The organism is Bradyrhizobium sp. STM 3566 (assembly GCF_045571445.1).
GTDB lineage: Bacteria > Pseudomonadota > Alphaproteobacteria > Rhizobiales > Xanthobacteraceae > Bradyrhizobium > Bradyrhizobium vignae.
Window position 1 is genome coordinate 155,526 of the sequence record NZ_CP120693.1, and the last position, 16,201, is coordinate 171,726.

15 protein-coding genes are annotated in these 16,201 nt (G+C 61.7%); all 15 read right to left on the reverse strand.

The window, feature by feature from the left end:
* Positions 1-109: 109 nt before the first annotated feature.
* Positions 110-1,051 (reverse strand): nitrogen assimilation transcriptional regulator NAC, encoded by a 942-nt coding sequence (gene nac / locus P6U27_RS37950; protein ID WP_407123230.1) that lies wholly within the window; start codon positions 1,049-1,051, stop codon positions 110-112.
* 78 nt (positions 1,052-1,129) lie between these two features.
* On the reverse strand, positions 1,130-2,338 hold the full coding sequence (locus P6U27_RS37955) for an aspartate transaminase (RefSeq protein WP_407123229.1): 1,209 nt from the start codon (positions 2,336-2,338) through the stop codon (positions 1,130-1,132).
* Positions 2,339-2,367: 29 nt separating this feature from the next.
* Positions 2,368-3,108, reverse strand: coding sequence for an ABC transporter ATP-binding protein (locus tag P6U27_RS37960; RefSeq protein ID WP_407123228.1), 741 nt, complete (start codon positions 3,106-3,108; stop codon positions 2,368-2,370).
* Entirely contained in the window at positions 3,101-3,871 is a 771-nt protein-coding gene (locus P6U27_RS37965; RefSeq protein WP_407123227.1) for an ABC transporter ATP-binding protein, read from the reverse strand. Before P6U27_RS37965 ends, P6U27_RS37960 begins: the two co-directional genes overlap by 8 nt.
* On the reverse strand, positions 3,868-4,854 hold the full coding sequence (locus P6U27_RS37970; protein ID WP_407123509.1) for a branched-chain amino acid ABC transporter permease: 987 nt from the start codon (positions 4,852-4,854) through the stop codon (positions 3,868-3,870). The genes P6U27_RS37965 and P6U27_RS37970 overlap by 4 nt, the downstream gene beginning before the upstream one ends.
* A 42-nt stretch (positions 4,855-4,896) precedes the next feature.
* A complete protein-coding gene (locus P6U27_RS37975; RefSeq protein WP_407123226.1) occupies positions 4,897-5,769 on the reverse strand; it encodes a branched-chain amino acid ABC transporter permease in 873 nt (290 codons plus the stop codon).
* A gap of 20 nt (positions 5,770-5,789) precedes the next feature.
* Entirely contained in the window at positions 5,790-6,974 is a 1,185-nt protein-coding gene (locus P6U27_RS37980) for an ABC transporter substrate-binding protein (protein WP_407194560.1), read from the reverse strand.
* Positions 6,975-7,447: 473 nt separating this feature from the next.
* Positions 7,448-7,840, reverse strand: a complete 393-nt coding sequence (locus P6U27_RS37985) for a putative quinol monooxygenase (protein ID WP_407123224.1) — start codon at positions 7,838-7,840, stop codon at positions 7,448-7,450.
* A gap of 270 nt (positions 7,841-8,110) precedes the next feature.
* Complete coding sequence (locus P6U27_RS37990) at positions 8,111-9,268, reverse strand: LPD7 domain-containing protein (RefSeq protein WP_407194561.1); 1,158 nt, start codon at positions 9,266-9,268, stop codon at positions 8,111-8,113.
* Complete coding sequence (locus tag P6U27_RS37995; RefSeq protein ID WP_407194562.1) at positions 9,252-10,973, reverse strand: type IV secretory system conjugative DNA transfer family protein; 1,722 nt, start codon at positions 10,971-10,973, stop codon at positions 9,252-9,254. Before P6U27_RS37995 ends, P6U27_RS37990 begins: the two co-directional genes overlap by 17 nt.
* A gap of 190 nt (positions 10,974-11,163) precedes the next feature.
* Positions 11,164-12,195 carry a P-type DNA transfer ATPase VirB11 gene (virB11, locus tag P6U27_RS38000; RefSeq protein WP_407194563.1) on the reverse strand — a complete coding sequence of 344 codons (1,032 nt, stop codon included), beginning with the start codon at positions 12,193-12,195 and terminating at the stop codon, positions 11,164-11,166.
* On the reverse strand, positions 12,192-13,337 hold the full coding sequence (gene virB10 / locus P6U27_RS38005; protein ID WP_407194564.1) for a type IV secretion system protein VirB10: 1,146 nt from the start codon (positions 13,335-13,337) through the stop codon (positions 12,192-12,194). Before virB10 ends, virB11 begins: the two co-directional genes overlap by 4 nt.
* Positions 13,338-13,349: 12 nt before the next feature.
* Entirely contained in the window at positions 13,350-14,201 is an 852-nt protein-coding gene (gene virB9 / locus P6U27_RS38010) for a P-type conjugative transfer protein VirB9 (protein ID WP_407194565.1), read from the reverse strand.
* Complete coding sequence (locus P6U27_RS38015) at positions 14,198-14,869, reverse strand: virB8 family protein (protein ID WP_407194566.1); 672 nt, start codon at positions 14,867-14,869, stop codon at positions 14,198-14,200. Before P6U27_RS38015 ends, virB9 begins: the two co-directional genes overlap by 4 nt.
* A 344-nt stretch (positions 14,870-15,213) precedes the next feature.
* Positions 15,214-16,200: a type IV secretion system protein gene (locus P6U27_RS38020; protein WP_407194567.1), complete on the reverse strand. Its 987-nt coding sequence runs from the start codon at positions 16,198-16,200 to the stop codon at positions 15,214-15,216.
* Position 16,201 lies beyond the last annotated feature (1 nt).

Here is a 16,201-nt window from a genome sequence, read left to right on the forward strand (position 1 = left end):
CACACGACCACCACAACTCACGTCTGCCGCCATAGGTTTTGTTTATGGCCTAGCGAAACCAGTGCCCGGGCACCGGCAAAGCGCAGGCTTCGACGTTCAGCGGTATTGCTTAGGCCGCCTTAATGCCCTGCGGATGGCTGCGCATCAGCTTCTCGACCACGGTCAGAAGCACCGATCGCGTGGCAAGCGCTGGCTCCGACAGCGGAAGATGGTCGGAGACGCACAGCGAGACGGTCGCCTCGATCGCGGGACGCACCAGCCGTCGCACCTCGACACCGGCAAAGCTCGATGCGCTGGCGGCGGCGACCGAGGCCGGCAGGATGGTCGAGCCCAGCCCTTCGGTCACGGCCGCACCAAGCGCGGAGACCGATTCGATCTCCGAGGCGACATTCGGCGTCACCCGCGCCCTCGCCAGGGACTCGTCGATCAGGCGGCGCAGGAAATGGCCTTGGCTCGGGAGCAGCAGTTTGACGTCGGCCAACGCCGATAGCGGCAACGGCTCGTCAGTCGGCGTCTTCGCCGTCGTCTCGGCGCGCGAAACCAGATACAGCTCCTCGCGAAACAGCGGCTGCAACTTGACGCCCTTGATTGGACCGGAGCCGTAGATCATGGCCATGTCCATCTTGCCGGTCATGATCAGCTCGCTCAAGACATGACCAAAGCTGTCATTGATATGGACGATGATCTGCGGATGCAGCGCCGACATCTCCTTCAAGATCGGCAGGGACAGCGTGCTCGACGCCGAATAAGTCGCCAAGCCAATCGACACCCGTCCCGCCAGCGCCTTGGTCGATTGGTCGATATCGATCTGGGCCTGCTCGATCTGCTTCAGCAACAATTGCGCATGACGGTAGAGGATCAGGCCGGCTTCGGTCGGCACGATGCCGTGATTGCTGCGGAGCAGCAGCTTGTGCTTGAAATGGCTCTCCAGTGCCGCGATCTGCTGCGACAGCGCCGGTTGCGCGGTGCGCAAGAGGCCGGCAGCGCGCGAAACGCTGCCGGCATCGACCACCTTGACGAAGCTCTTCAGCTTCCTGAAATCGACGCTCATGAGGATGGAATGCTGCTCTGGAACCACGCTCCTGACCGGCAGTATCCCTTATCTAGCCCATTGATTTCAATCGGTTTCTCAGCGCAGCGCCCGGCAGGCCTGTTCGATACGGTCGCAGGCGTCCTTGATCGCCTCCATAGAGGTCGCGATCGACAGGCGGAAATAGGGCGAGAGCCCATAGGCCGCCCCCTGCACGGCGGCGACGCCGACGCCGTCCAGCAGATAGAGCACGAAGTCAAGATCGTTCTCGATAACCTTGCCCTCGGGCGTGGTCTTGCCGATCACGCCGGCGCAGCCGGGATAGAGATAGAAGGCGCCATCAGGCACCAGGCATGACAGGCCAGGAATCGCATTGAGCCGCGCACAGGCATAGTCGCGGCGCTCCTTGTAGAGCTTGACGCTGTCGCGTACGAAGGACTGGTCGCCGGTCAGCGCATGGGCCGCAGCTGCCTGGCTAATGGATGACGGACAGGACGACATCTGCGATTGCAGCTTGTTGATCGCCGAGACCAGCGGCGCGGGACCTGCGGCATAGCCGATCCGCCATCCGGTCATGGCGTAGGTTTTGGACACGCCGTTGGTGAGCAGGACGCGATCCTTCAGGGCCGGTACTGCAGCGGCGAGCGTCGTTGCCGGCTCGTCGCGATACCAGATCTGATCGTATATGTCGTCGGAGAGCACGAGGACGTTGGGGTGGCGCAGCAAAACGGCGCCGAGCGCTTCGAGGTCGCTGCGGGAATAGGCCGCGCCGGTCGGGTTCGATGGCGCGTTGAGGATCAGCCAGCGCGTCTTCGGTGTGATCGCAGCTTCCAGCGCATCAGCCGTCAGCTTGAATCCCTGGTTTTCCGAGCAGCGGATGACGACCGGCTTGCCGTCATTGGCGATGACCATGTCGGGATAGGAGACCCAATAGGGTGCGGGAATGATCACCTCCGCCCCCTCCTCCACGCTTGCCATCAGCGCGAGGAACAGGATCTGCTTGGCGCCGCCGCCAACGCAGATCTCGTTGTCGGCATACTCCAGCCCAAGGCGCCGCTTGTAGTCGGCAATGATACCTTTGCGCAGCGCGATGGTGCCGTTGACGGCGGTGTATTTCGTTTCTCCACGGTCGATCGCCGCATGTGCCGCCGCCTTGACGTCGTCGGGAGTGTCGAAATCGGGCTCGCCGATCGCCATGTCGACGATGTCGCGGCCGGCGGCCTTAAGTTCGCGCACGCGCGCAGACGCTGCGGTGGTCGGGGATATCTTGATGCGCGAGACGCGCGCGGCCGGCACGAAGATCGTCACTGTGGTCGTCCTTTGAGTTGCAAAGTGTGTCAGTGCTCGACGTTGGTTTCGCCGCGCATGCGCCCGGTGAGGAACAGCTCGCCGAGTTCTTCGTGCGTTATGTCGGCGGGCCGGCCATCCCAGATCACCTTGCCGAGCCGCAGGATGACGGCGCGCTGCGCGACCTGCATGGCCTTCTTGGTGTTCTGCTCGACCAGCAGGATGGTCTGGCCGGCCGCGTTGATGCGTGCGAGTTCGTCGAACACGATACCGATCGCGGTCGGCGACAGCCCGACCGAGGGCTCGTCGACCAGCAGGATTTTTGGTCGCTGCAGCACGGCCATCGCGACCTCGAGCAATTGCTGCTCGCCGCCGGACATATTGCCCGCGAGCGTGTTGCGGCGGGTCTTCAGGATCGGAAAGAGATCGTAGACATAGTCGCGCTCCGCCTTCACTCTGGCATCGCGCAGCGTGTAGGCGGCCATCTGCAGATTTTCGTCGACCGTCATGACCGGAAAATTGCAGCGGCCCTGCGGTACCCATGAGATGCCTTCGGCCAGGATCGCGCGCGACTTCAGCGTGCCAATGTCCTTGCCCCGCCAGTTGATGCTGCCGCCCTTGACGGTGGTCATGCCATACAGGGTCTTGAGCAGGGTCGACTTCCCGGCGCCGTTCGGACCCATCAGCGCAACGAACTGCCCTTGCGGAACGTCGAGATCGACGCCGTTGAGAATATCGAGCGAGCCGTAGCCCGCGCGCAGTCCCTTGATCGAGAGAGAGGGTTCAGCCACCGAGATAGGCCTCCCGCACTGCCTGGTTTTGCACGATCTCGTCCGGTGTTCCCTCGGCGAGCTTGCGGCCCTGGTCGAGCACGACCACGCGCCTGCACAGGCTCGTGACAACGTCGATATTGTGCTCGATGATCAGGAAGCTGACGCCGAACGAGGTGTTAGCAAGACGAATGCTCTCGACCACGCGCTCGATCAGTTTTGGATTGATGCCGGCCATGGGCTCGTCGAGCAGGATGAGTTTTGGCTCGGGCATCAGCATCGAGGCGAACTGGATCAGCTTCTGCTGCCCGCCCGAGAGCTTGCCCGCGGGCTGGAAGCGCACGTCCCAAAGGCCAGCGATCTTGATCAGCTCACGCGCCCGCTCCCGCAACGCCGCGACGCGGTTGCGCGCCGCGGCGCCGATGCCGAAGGTCGACCAGATTCCGGGGAAGGTGAACATCTGACCGGCGATGACGAGGTTCTCCTCGATATCGAGCGCCGAGAATACCACCGTCTTCTGGAACGAGCGCAGCATGCGTCCTTCGCGCGCGATATCGTTCAGCGACCAGCCGGTGATGTCCTGACCGTCGAGCTTCACCGCACCTGCGCTTGGCCGCGCAAGTCCAGTCACGCAGTCGAAGAAGGTCGACTTGCCGGAACCGTTGGGGCCGATCAGCCCGCAGATCTCGCCGCGATTGACATGCAGATCGACGCCGTCGACCGCGCGCACGGCCCCGTAGGATTTGCAGAGCCCGGAGATGTCGAGGATCGGCAGCCCGTTCATTTGCGCCTCTCGAGAAATGACCAGAAGCGACCGATCAACGGGGCGAACCCGTTCGGGAACCAGAACACGAGCGCGAGCAGGAAGAAGCCGTACGCGATCATGCGCAGTTCCGGCGCAACGCGCAGCGCTTCGGTGAGGCCGACGAATAGTAGGCTGCCGAAGATCACCCCCGAGATGGTCCCCGCCCCGCCGCCAAGCACGATGATCAGCATTGTCGTCGAGTAGTACATCTGGAAGGTCAATGGGCTGACGACGGTCAAATAATGCGCATAGAGACTGCCGCCGAGCCCGGCGAAGGCGGCGCTGATCATGAAGACGACGAGCTTGTAGTGCCAGGTCGGGATTCCGACGGATTCGGCCAGCGTCTCGTTCTCGCGAATGGCGATCATGTTGCGACCGGCAGGCGATCGCACGATCAGATAGACGGCGAGAGTCGCCAGCGCCGCGATGGCAAGCACCAAATAATAGAAACCGACGGTCCCTGATACCGTGAATGAGGCCGGCCCGAGCGCGAAGTGAGGCTTGGGAATTGCCGCCAGGCCCATGTCGCCGCGCGTCAGGCTGATCCAGTTCTTGGCGATCGCCTGGCCGATGATGACGAAACCGAGCGTGCACATCACGAACGACGTCGAGCGCAACCGCAGCGCCGGGATGCCAAGCGGCAGCGCGATGGCGCCGGTCACGAGGCCCGCAGCGAGGAAATTCAGATAGAACGGCGTGCCGAAATGCACCGCCAGCAGCGCCGACGTGTAGGCGCCGATGCCGAAGAACGCTGCCTGCGCCAGCGACAACAGCCCGGTATAGCCAAGCAGCAGGTTGAGACCATGCGCCGGCAGCAGGAAGATCAACGCGATGATGATCGCATGCAGCGGATAATTGCCGAGGAACAGCGGTGCGATACAGGCCAGCCCAATCAGCGCGAGGCCGAAGGGAATGCGAAGATCGCGTCCCGTCGTCGCAACCGGGCTTCCGGCTTGCGTCATGGTCTGGTCCCGGACGATCTCGGTCATGTCACATCCATGCGATCAGAAGCGCGCCTGCGCGGAGAACAGCCCGTGCGGTCGCCACATCAGCACCAGCATGAGGGTCGCAAAGCCCACGGTGTCGCGAAATTGCAGGCCGACGTAGGTGGCAACAAGGCTCTCGGCGATACCGAGGATCATCGCCGCGACGAACGTGCCGCGGACATTGCCGAGCCCGCCCATGATGATGATCGGAAGCGTTTTGAAGGTGATGAGCTCTCCCATGCCGCCATAGACACTTACATTGACCGGCGCCGTCAGCACGCCGGACAGCCCCGCAAGGCCGGCGCCGAGGATGAAGGTCCACAGAGCAATATGGCGGACATCGATGCCGACCACCGCGCAGCACTCGATGTTCTGCGACACCGCGCGCATAGCCTTGCCCATCCTGCTGTAGGTGACCATCAATTCGAGGCCAACGAACACGATCAGGCCGACGATGATGATCAGGATGCGCTGCTCGGCCAGCGTGAAGCCGAATATACTCACCGGCTCGATGTAGCCGCCGGAGAAGAACTTGTAGCTGCCACCGAACACCAGGATAACCGTGTTCTGCAGGATCAACGCGACACCGAGAGTTGCGAGCACGCCAGCCTCGGCTGGCGCCCCCACGATGCGTTGCATCACGAAATTGCCGACCACAACGGCGATCATCGCCGTCGCCACCACGCCGATCACGATCGCCACCGGATAGGGCAGATCGAAATAGTCGATCGCGAACCAGGCCCCGAAGGTCCCCAGCATATAGTATTCGCCATGGGCGAAGTTGATGGCGCGCAGCACGCCGAAGATCATCGTCATGCCGACGGCAACGATCGCATAGACCGATCCGGACACGATGCCGTTAACGACTTGCTCGATGATCGTGTAGAACATGTGCGTTCCGTTGCGCCGTCTTACTTCGGATAGTCGATCTCGGCCGAGTAGGCTCCCTTGATCGCGGGCTTGCCGTGCTCAATCTCCAGCAGGATCATCGGCAAGCGGGCCTGATTGTGATCGTCGAAGGTCACCTCGCCAACTGCGCTTTCGTAGTGGATGGCGGAGAGCGCGGCGCGAACCTTCTCGCGATCGATGCTCTGAGCCTGCTCGATCGCCTTTGCGAGCAGATGAACCGTCTCCCAATGCACATAGGCGTGATTGTTCGGCGCCTCGCCGTACTCGGTAACGAACTTCTCGACGAAGGCCTTGCTCTTCGGAGAATCATACGCCGGAAGCCAGGCCGCCGCCTCGATGGCTCCTTCGAGCGCCTTCGGCGCTGCCTTGATCGAGCTCGCCGTATTGAATTCGGCATTGCCGATCAGCGGAATCTTGCCGGCGATGCCGACTTCGATCATCTGGCGCCCGACAATGGGCGTGCTATCCGCGTTGCCGTACATGATGATGGCCTGAGCACCGGAATCGCGGATCTTGGAGAGCACGCTGCGGAAATCGACCTCGCCTTCCTTATAATAGTCTTCCGTCAGGATCTGGCTCTTGAAGCGAGGCAGGTACTTCTTGGTGAACTCGATGGCCGCGCGCCCATAGTCGGTATCGACGGAGAGCACGGCGTATTTGGTGAAGCCTTTCTTCTCGGCAGCGTATTGCAGCACGATCAGGGCGCGGTTCTCATCGGTGGGATAGTTGCGGTAGGTCCATTTGAAGCCGCCGACGCCCGCCTTGTAAGTAATCTTCGGGTTCGAGGAGGCGGCATTGAGCAGCAGCACGCCGGCGTCCTCGGCTACTGGCTGCATTGCGAGCGTCACCGAGCTCGAGACGTCGCCGATGATGTAGTCGACCTGGCTCTGGTCGATCAGGCGCCGGGTCGCCGAAACGCCTTCGACCGGCGTGCCCTGGCTATCCGCAGGCATGACATTGATCTTGCGGCCGCCGACGCCGCCACCTGCGTTGATCTCCTTCGCGGCCATCTCGGCGCCGCGCAGCGAGAAAGCGCCGTAGCGGGCATTCGGACCGCTCATTGGCGCGACCAAGCCGAGCTTGACGGTGCCATCCTCGCCCCGGGCGAAGGCACCGGACGACATGGTCTGAAGCCCAATCAGAGCGGTTCCGATACAAAATCCCCGACGGCTCAACTCGATCGTCATTTCCCCGCTCCGTTGCTGCTACAAAATGATGCGTCCGCGAACTCTGCCACTTCAGTGGTCTTGCCCTGGGAATTTTTTGCTGCGGTCGACGGTAAAAATAGATTTACGTTCGATGACAGGGGAAGCACGACTGCGGTCTGCCGCCATAGCGAATTCTTATGGCCGGCTAGGCCATCGCGACTTGCCTGCCGCGGACCTGTTCGCCCTGGCGACGACGGGTCGGCATCACTGCGCAGTCGACCACACCACAATCAGTTCGCACGCGCAGCACGCGATGTCGGCGTGCTGTCACGAATTACTGGCTCGCCGCTCCCAAATACTGGAATCGGATGTTTGAGCATACCGCTCGGGATGAATAGCTGCTTTGATCTCTGCGGCTTTACCGTCAGGTGGCCCGGGCGAGCGAGCGTTCTGGCGGAGATAGCGCGTGATCTCCGGCAACGTCATCGGGTTCAGGACCCGGTCGGCTCGTCTCATTTCGTTTGCGCGCCCAGCATGATCGGCGTCGTCTGGATTAGCTTGAGCGATCTCACCATCTTTTCGACGGTAGCCTTGTACGTCTTGAAATGATCCGTTGCGAGGTGAGATTCGTAGGCGGCCCTGTTCCGATAGATCTCGAAGACCTTGACCTTCGTGGGGTTGTCTCTTTCGGACACGGCGTACAGGACCAGGATGCCGGGCTCTTTGCGAATTGCTGCATCGATCTGCTCCTGCACCGCGGCCCTGTAGGCGTCCAATTGGACGGGATCGACCTCGATCTGCGCAATCTGTACGTACTGTTCGTCGGCCTCCTGGGCGACGGCACCACCGGTGAGCGTCGCGGCGTGCATCGATGCGCCAAGAGCAAAAAGGTGCTTTGCGGTCATCGTCGCCTCCTCAACGACGTTGTTCTGAACTTCAATCAAGCACGGTCTGTCCGCGATCACTTGAGATATTGCTCGACGGAGTGAAACGTATCCGGTCGTAACGAGTGAGTTGCTTCCTTTGAGACGGAGACTCAGCGACGCAGTTGCGTACGTGGCCGTGCTGCCCTTGTAAGGTTATTGGGACCCGCGCAGCAGCGCCTACAGCCTTTCAAGGAGATGCGTAACGACGCTGGGTCGGCTGGGGCTGCCGCCAGCATAGGATGGCGGATATCAGCGCTCTCGCTCCTTCATTCTTGCCCCCTCGTAATGCACCTGGTCTTTGTCGGTTGTCGCTCGTTGGCGCTCCTGAACAGAGTCTAGGACACTTGCGCGTGCAAACGAACGACCGTTTTCGACATGGTGCGCGATCCGCTCCTTGGCGAAGGCCATAATGCTCTGGCGGGCATGCTCATCGTTCGGCAGAGCGCGTTCGACAAGTTTGTTGATGACGACCATCTGGGATTGGGCCGCCAGCAGGTCGGAATCATGCGCGGCCGCCGGTCGGTCCGCACGGCGTTCCTCCACTGTCACACTCCACATGTTGCGCCACATCTTCCGCCGTTCAGTGCCTGCGATTCCTGTGGCGGCGTCTATGACTTTGATCGCCCTGATGACGGGTTCGACGCCATCCTTTCGCAGAGAGATGCGGTCGCCAGGCCTGGCGCCACTGTCTGCGACGTCGTTTACAACGCCGGCGCCCCAGACCTGATGTCGCCGGCCATCATCCAGTTCGATGGCTACATAGGTGGACGGTTCCGCGTCGGCCCGGTTGCGATACGGGCCGAAACCGACTTCCATCAGACGTCCGGAAACGCCCTTGTCGTGGTCGAGCCTATCCGCCTGCAGTGACCTGTCGGAGGCCGAGCGAGCCTCTAAACCGTTGGTCCGGGCCTGGGCTCGATCCCATGCGGCTCGTCGGTCAGTGAGCGCCTGGCGATCAAGCTCGTTTGCCTGATAGCCCTGCACCTCTATTCCGCGCGCGCCAGCCTCGAGCCACGCCTCGCGCCGGAACTCGACGGAACCACGGACGTGAAGTGCCTCCCACTGGCGATGCTGTGCCACGCTGACCATGTCCCGGATTACCTCGGCGGTAGCTATGCGAGTGACGAGGCGATCGTCAGTAGACTTGAACGCAAGATACTCTTTTCGCTCATCGGCATACAGCCGCGCTTCGCGGCCAGATCCATCCTTTTCGGACTCACTGGCCACCACGTAATATTTCCGACGGATACGGTCCGGAAACGCACTATCGGTGACCTCCGCGGACGAAGGCTTGTTGGGGGTTGTTGCTACGGACCCGTCTTCCTCCATTTCTCGAGCGGAAGCACGCCCCGCGCGACGTTGCCGCTCTAGGCTGAATTCCTCGCTCACGTTATGCCTGTCGTTCATGCTGCTCACGCTTCTGCTTGCGGCCGGTCCGCTGCGTCTGCGGAATGACCTGAGCGTCGATGTAGTTCAGGGTCCAGGCTTTCAGCTCGTCTTCGGAGAGGCCTTCGAGGTCGACATCCACGTTACCGAAATCAAAACTTGCGTCGGCAGGGATCGTGGAGGGGTCGGCCACCTCCTCATCGGTCATGGGCCGCGCTCTGAGTACCACGCGCAACTCGGCAATCTCGGAGCGCAGCTCCTTGATCTCAGCGTCGAGCAGTGCGTTTGAACGACCTTTGAGCATCTGCGGGACAGGCGCCGGCAGCAATCGTTTCAGAAAAGATTTATCCTCATAATAAATGATCTTGTCGGCGATAATGGGGCGAATGCCGGTGCCGAGAATGAAGGCTTTGGATTTCGGAAGAAGCTTCAGCTCTTGCGGCAGCATCAGGGCGCGACGATGCTCGGATACCGTCTCACTGGTAGACCGCCTGTTAAGTCCTTTCGGTCCGCTGCGGCTGCGTGCAGTCACCGTATCGTAGCCAATGCGATCCGAGAGCTCATTCGCCACGTCCTGCTCCTTGGGAGCAAACACGACCTCCACCGCGTGGTTGGTCATGAAGTTCCGGGCCGCATCGACCCCGTAGATCGCGCGGAGCTGCGCCGGGCTCTGGACGACAGTGAGGAGGCGAATGCCGTACCCGGCGACGAAGGCGACCGATTTCGCCAGCACATTGACGTTGCCCAGCGCCGGAAATTCGTCCAGCAAGAGCAGCACCTTGCGAGCGAGTTTGGGGTTTTGTTCGGGTAGTTCGCGGGTGTTGAGGTCGACCACCTGCTGGAAGAACAGATTCAGGAGCGGCGCCATGCGATCGAGATTGTCGGGCGTCACGCCGAGATAGATCGACATGGGCTGCTGCCTCAGCTGCCGCAGATCGAAGTCATTGGCCGAGGTTGCGGCATCAATGCGGGGATTGAGCCAGAGGCCAAGGCGGGCCGTCACAGTCTTGCGGACCGAGTTCAACGTATTCTCGGAGGCAGCGAGAAAATCGATCAGCGCCGTGATGCAGTGCCGCGATAGCGGGGAAGAACCCATCTTGCGCTCGGCGATGGTCTTGTCGAAATGAGCTTTGAGATCCTGAGTCGCTGACAGCTGGCGCAGGATCTCACCGATCGTCAGTGGTAGGCCCGGCGTTTCCGCGACAAAACCGCCAATCGCTACGAAGGCCGAACGTGCCGCCTCGAACCAGAACGGATCGCCGCGGCTCTCGGCCGGAAACAACATCACCGCGATGCGCTGCAGATCGTCATAGAGGTCGGCGGGATCGCTGCGCACATAGCCCAGGGGATTGTAACGCGCGGTGCGACCGTTCTCGTCGAGCGGGTCGAAGAGATGGACCTCCTGGCCGTGCCCAGCGCGAAAGCCTGCCGAACGATCCCAGTTCTCTTTCTTGACATCGAGGGCAACAACCGAATCCGGCCAATTGAGCAGGTTAGGAATGACATAGCCAACGCCCTTCCCGGCGCGGGTTGGGGCGTAGAGGAGGACGTGTTCCGATCCGCCGAAGCAAAGCATTTGTCCATCTTTGCGGCCGAGCAGCAGACCCTCCTTCGATCGCAGGCCGGCAGCCTTGATCTCGCGCTCGGTTGCGAAACGGGCTTTGCCGTGAAGGGGAAGCGGACGCTGTCGGAGAATGGCGCCGAGCAGACCAAAGACGACAATCAAGCCGGCGAGGGTCGACAGTGTCAGCCAGCGGTCGAAGCGTGGGTCAGCGCCATAGCGCGGCCAGCCCGTGGCGATCTCCGACCAGTGAAAGCCGCCATCGTGAAGTCTGAGCCCGAGCAGCAGAACGTTCGAGGCGACCAGCAGGAAGACTGCACCGGCCAAAAGCGCAAGCGCCGTGCTCCGGGCTGCCTTAACGGGCGTGGTCGCGTTTGCGAACGGGGTCATAGTAGATTTCCGAGATGCGGTAGCGGCCGTTACGCTTCTGCATTTGGACGACGACGTCGACTAAGTGCAGCAAGAGCGAACGGATGTCGTCGCGATGGAGGTCCCGTCCCTCCGCGCTCTCCTTGACCAGCAGTGTCATTTGCTCGAAGGCAAGGCGGGCGCTGTCCGCGTGAACGGTCGTGATCGATCCCGGGTGCCCCGAATTCACATTCCGGAGATAAAAGAAGGCGGTGCCGTCGCGAAGCTCCTGCAGCAGGATGCGGTCGGGCCGCATGCGCAAGGACGACTCGAGGAGTTCGCGAGGGCCGATTTTGGCCATACCCTGCCCGTCCTTGGCATAGAGCAGCCGGACGCAATTCTGATGCGGGATGACCAGCTCGGCGGTGTCTTCAATGGTGATCAGCCGCTCATGCGCCGGGATCGCCGCAATCAGTGCCTTAGACAGAGTGGTCTTGCCGGAACCCGTCGCCCCCGAGATCAGGATGTTGCGGCGGGTGCGCACCGCAAGCTCAAGGAACTCGCGCCATTGGCCGGCTTCTTTCAGAGCGAGCAGTCGATGCTCGTCAGCGTCCAGCTCGTCACTGGCGGAGCGGACCTCATCGAACAGCTTTACCTGCTCAAGAGCGTCCAGGTTCATAGTCAATGTCGAGGGTTTACGGATTGTGAGGCTGATCGTGCCAACAGGCACGGCTGGCGGAACGACGATCTGGCAGCGCTCCTCGCCGAGTAGGCTTGTCGAGACCATCGGGTATTCCGGGCCGATGTCCTGACGGGTGTGACTGGCGGCCGCGGTTGCTAGATGTGAGAGGTACGTTTGCGTGAGGGCAGCGGCTTCATGCCTGGTCCAACCGCCGGGCCCTTCCACCAAAATCTCGCCCGGGCGGTTGACGACGATTTCAGTGAGGGTGTCGTCTGCCAGGTATGGCGCCAGTGGCTCGAGGTAGCGCGCCAGCACCAGCCGACCACCGTCCCGCTCGATCGACGCGGCCGTGGTCATTTCGTCACCATTGCCGGTCCGACGAGGCCTCCCGGGAGGGTGCGGTCGAGAATCTGGGTGCGGCTTTCGATCCGTTTGAGCCGGTAGACCGACGAGAAATCGAGGTCGCGCGCGACAAAGATGTTCACGAGCTCGCCCTGATTCTTGCTCAGCGTTGGCGGGATGTTGATGGATTGCTCGACGGCAATGCCGGCGGCGGTGTTCGTCGCGCCAGCCGTGTTGTTGATCTGGATCGATCCGTCTTGCAGCTGCTGGCGTCCGATCGAAGAGGCATCGCCGACGATTGACAGCAATAGCGCCGAGCCGAAGCGCTCCCACAAGTGCGTGTCGATGTCGCCATCGAACCCCGCCCGGCCGAGCGCATCCGTGGCGGGCGAGGCCAGCGCCACGATGACACCTGTCGGAGTTTTGGCGCGAGTCCATAGAACGAACATCCGTTTGGAACCGCGCCGGACATTGCCACGATACTCGCCGACCACTTGCGTACCCTTTTCCATGAGCACAACGTTGCCGGAATCCGACATCACGTCGCGCAGCACGACGCAGGAGACGAAGCCGGCCACATCCGACGACATCGCGGTCTCGAGGACGCACGGAATCGACGTGCCCTGTGTGACCAGAAGATTGCGATTGGGCAGCCGCGCTGCCCGCACGCCCTCGATGGGCGTGGGTTTGAGCTTGTCGGCAAGCTCGTTGCGTGGCTCGGCCCGCCCAAACTCGTAGGGATCAACAGGCACTCCTCCAGTCGGGACGTCGCGGGACGGACGTCCCGATGTCACTGGCCGGTTGTAGGCCAGCACAGGCGCGCGCCGCGCGCTTTCCAGCATCTGGTCCGTCACGGGCGCAGGCGCCGTCGGTGCGGCTGAGATAGGTGCGACCGGAATGGATGCGGTGGTGACCGGCGCGGCGGGTGTTTCCGCGACGGGCTCGAAGGCCGCGGCCTGGCGGATCATGAGCTTGCGGGCGGACTCGCTGACGGGCTTGTCGCTCTTCCAGGTTCCCCAGATAATCAGGAAGGCGAATGCGGTGAGCGCGAGCGCGCCGAAGCCGCGCTTGAGCATCGCCGTTCGACTGCTGTCCCTTCCCCCCACCGGAGTAATTCCGCGCTCGCCGGCAAGCGTCTCATGTTCAAGCTCGGTCATGTTGCACCCGCCTCATCGTGCCTTAAGGGTTGGAGATGATCTCTTCGCCCGCCGCTCGACCGAGGGGCTTGTGGTGTTGGTGCCGGGATTGACGCCGACAGCATCGAACGCTTCGTTGAAGATGCAGAGGACGATGTCGCCCTTGCGAAGCCGAAACTCGCGAGCCGTGGCGTGAACCACCACCAGCTCACCGCGGACATCCTTGGGCACCAGACTTTCCGAGCCGTCCGAGTTGATCAGGTAGATCGCCGGGATCTCGCGATTGCCTGCGAAGCGAAAGGTCGTTTCTTTGCCGTCATCGAAGACGGCTTCGGGTTCGAGGTCGATCGAGCCTTGTGCCGAAAAGCGCCAGTTGCGCGCGCCATACGCATGATGCAGGTCAAAGGTCTGATCGATCAGCGCTCCTTCCCGCTCGGCGCCCCGAGCGGCCGCCTCAACACGCCGACGCTCGATCTCGTCGCCAGGATAGGCAAAGCGGACGACGAAGTAACTGTCGGCCAGCGTCATCTCGGCGATCGACAGCTCGAATTGATAGGAGCGTTTGCGTCCATCGGGGCGGGTCGTGACGACCTGCAGATTGGTCGGTGGATGTTTTTCGCGGGGCTTGAGGAACAGGATTGAACCTGCAGGTGCAACCTCCCATGCGATTGCGTCACCAATCGCGACGTGCGCGATTTCCTCGTCATCCGCAAACACGACCTGGGTTGAGGCACGAATGACGCCGTTGAGGCGGACTACATTGGCCGGGTCATAGGTCACAGTGCGCACGCGCGCATCGTGTTGACCGGGCACGGGCTGCTGTAGCGCCAGCACGGGTGCCGCAAATCCGAGAGCGAATGTGATCAGAAGCGCGAAACGTTTCATGGCACGACCTCCGGATCGGCGCGATATTCCGAAACCAAGAAGCCGAGCGGATTGATCAGACGGTCGGCGGATGACATCGGTGCGTTGGCGTAAGTGAACGTTAGGGTCGAGACCCAGTGGGTCACATGGGTTTCCTCGCCCTTGCGGCTCTCTTTCATGAACCGCACAGACGCCACATTGTCGGCTAGGAGAGAGATCGCTTTGATCCGGACCGTGGCAACCCCGAAGCGGCCCTGAACGACTTGCGGGCTTTCGGGATTGGACCCGCGGTACCAGGCAGCGAAGCGCGCCTGCTCGCCCTGCCCCGAAAGTAACGAAATCGTCCGAAAATTCGTTTCCGCCTCCGGATAGCTGTAACCTTCACGCGCGCGGACGTAGCGTCCAAGGAAATACTTGGTGACGGCTTCGTCGTAGCGGGCCGGAGTCGAATTAAGGGCCGAGACGGTGTCGACAATGCCGGTGGCATTGTCGACACGAATGACGAACGGCTCGACGGTTTTCAGCGGCGCCAGCGCTGCGACCGCACCGACTGAGGCGACCGCCAAGATGCAGGCGCCCGCGGCAACCGCCCAGGCTGTTCGCCGCGAGCGATGGGCCGAGAGCAACAGATCCTGTTCCCACCGCCGCGCATTCTCGAAATAGCTCTTCAGATCGTCATGCCCGACCATCTCACGCCTCCTTGCCGCAGGCGCGATACGAGGCTGCAATGTTGTCCCAGCGGCCGAATGCGGCGAGATGGGTCGGAGTTGCTACCGAGTTGCCCTCACGCTTCCGGATGAGGGGTGCAGACGGCGAAGCTTGCGGCTCAGGTGGCGCTGGAGGCGCACTGGACTCCCAATCCCAGAGCGAACGATTGAGCGGCCGCCGAGCCAGGCCATCACAGGACGGCGGCCCCTTTGACCAGTTGGCGCAGCCGCCAAGCTGCCATGCGATGACACAAATAATGAATAGTCGACGCCACATCGTTCTGATGCCCCTGTCTCTATCGTCGCCTGATGCCGGCGATCTTTGCTTACGTTGTCGAAGTCCCCTGGGATTGAGCGCGCCGCATGCTGCCGCCTTGACGGCTGGCTCTGAGTGCGGCGAGGCCGCGGCCGGCCGACCAGCGAGCGCCGGCATAGGCGCCGCCAGCAGCGGCCGTGGCGTTGGCAATCATCGGGCTGGTGACAAGTCGGCTTGCAAGCGATGCCCCGCCCCCGGCGAGACCACCTGCGATGATCGGCAATTGAAGCGAGATGTATCCCGAGAGACCCAGCACCGCACTGATGGCGACCGCGGCAACCACCATCTCGCCCGCCGTGCCTGCGTTGGTGCCAAACCTGTCGATGAAGCCGCTGACAGTGGACAGCATCAACCCGACCAGCGCGACAACAAGGACCAGCAGGATCACGAAGTTCGCGAGCTGCCGAAGCCAGGCTTCGGTAAAGGGGCGCGTTGCCTCAAACAGTCCCAAGGCAATGAAGATCGGGCCGAGCGCGATGACAACGCCTAGACCAACCTTGGCATAGAGAAGAATAGCGAACTGTAAGAAAGAACCAACCGCCACAAAAACGAGGAGAATGCCCGCAATCAGTGCCGGCGCCACATCGGTTATTCCCGCTTGATCGTAGATCTTATTGGCGACATCGATTCCTTTGGAGAGAAGTTGATCGAAGGGCGCTCCCGAACTGGTATTCAATCCTGAGCCCGCTAACGCATTGCCGATTTCTTTCGGCAAAGAGTCGAAGAACAGGCTTGTGACGTATTGCTGAAATGCGCTGGAATTCGTTGCTAGCAATACCACGACCACGATACGCATGGCGCGCCAGGCAAACTCCATGATCGGCTCGGAGATCGCGCCGCGCATTACCGCAAAACCGTAGAGGATGACATAGAGCGTGACGGCGGTGCGAAGTGGACCGTCGATGTAAGAGGCGAGGTTCGAGACCGAAGTCGACACGAATGCCGTGATCGGGTGCTCGAACTCCTTCAGGAAGCTGTCGAAGACGTTTATGGTCATC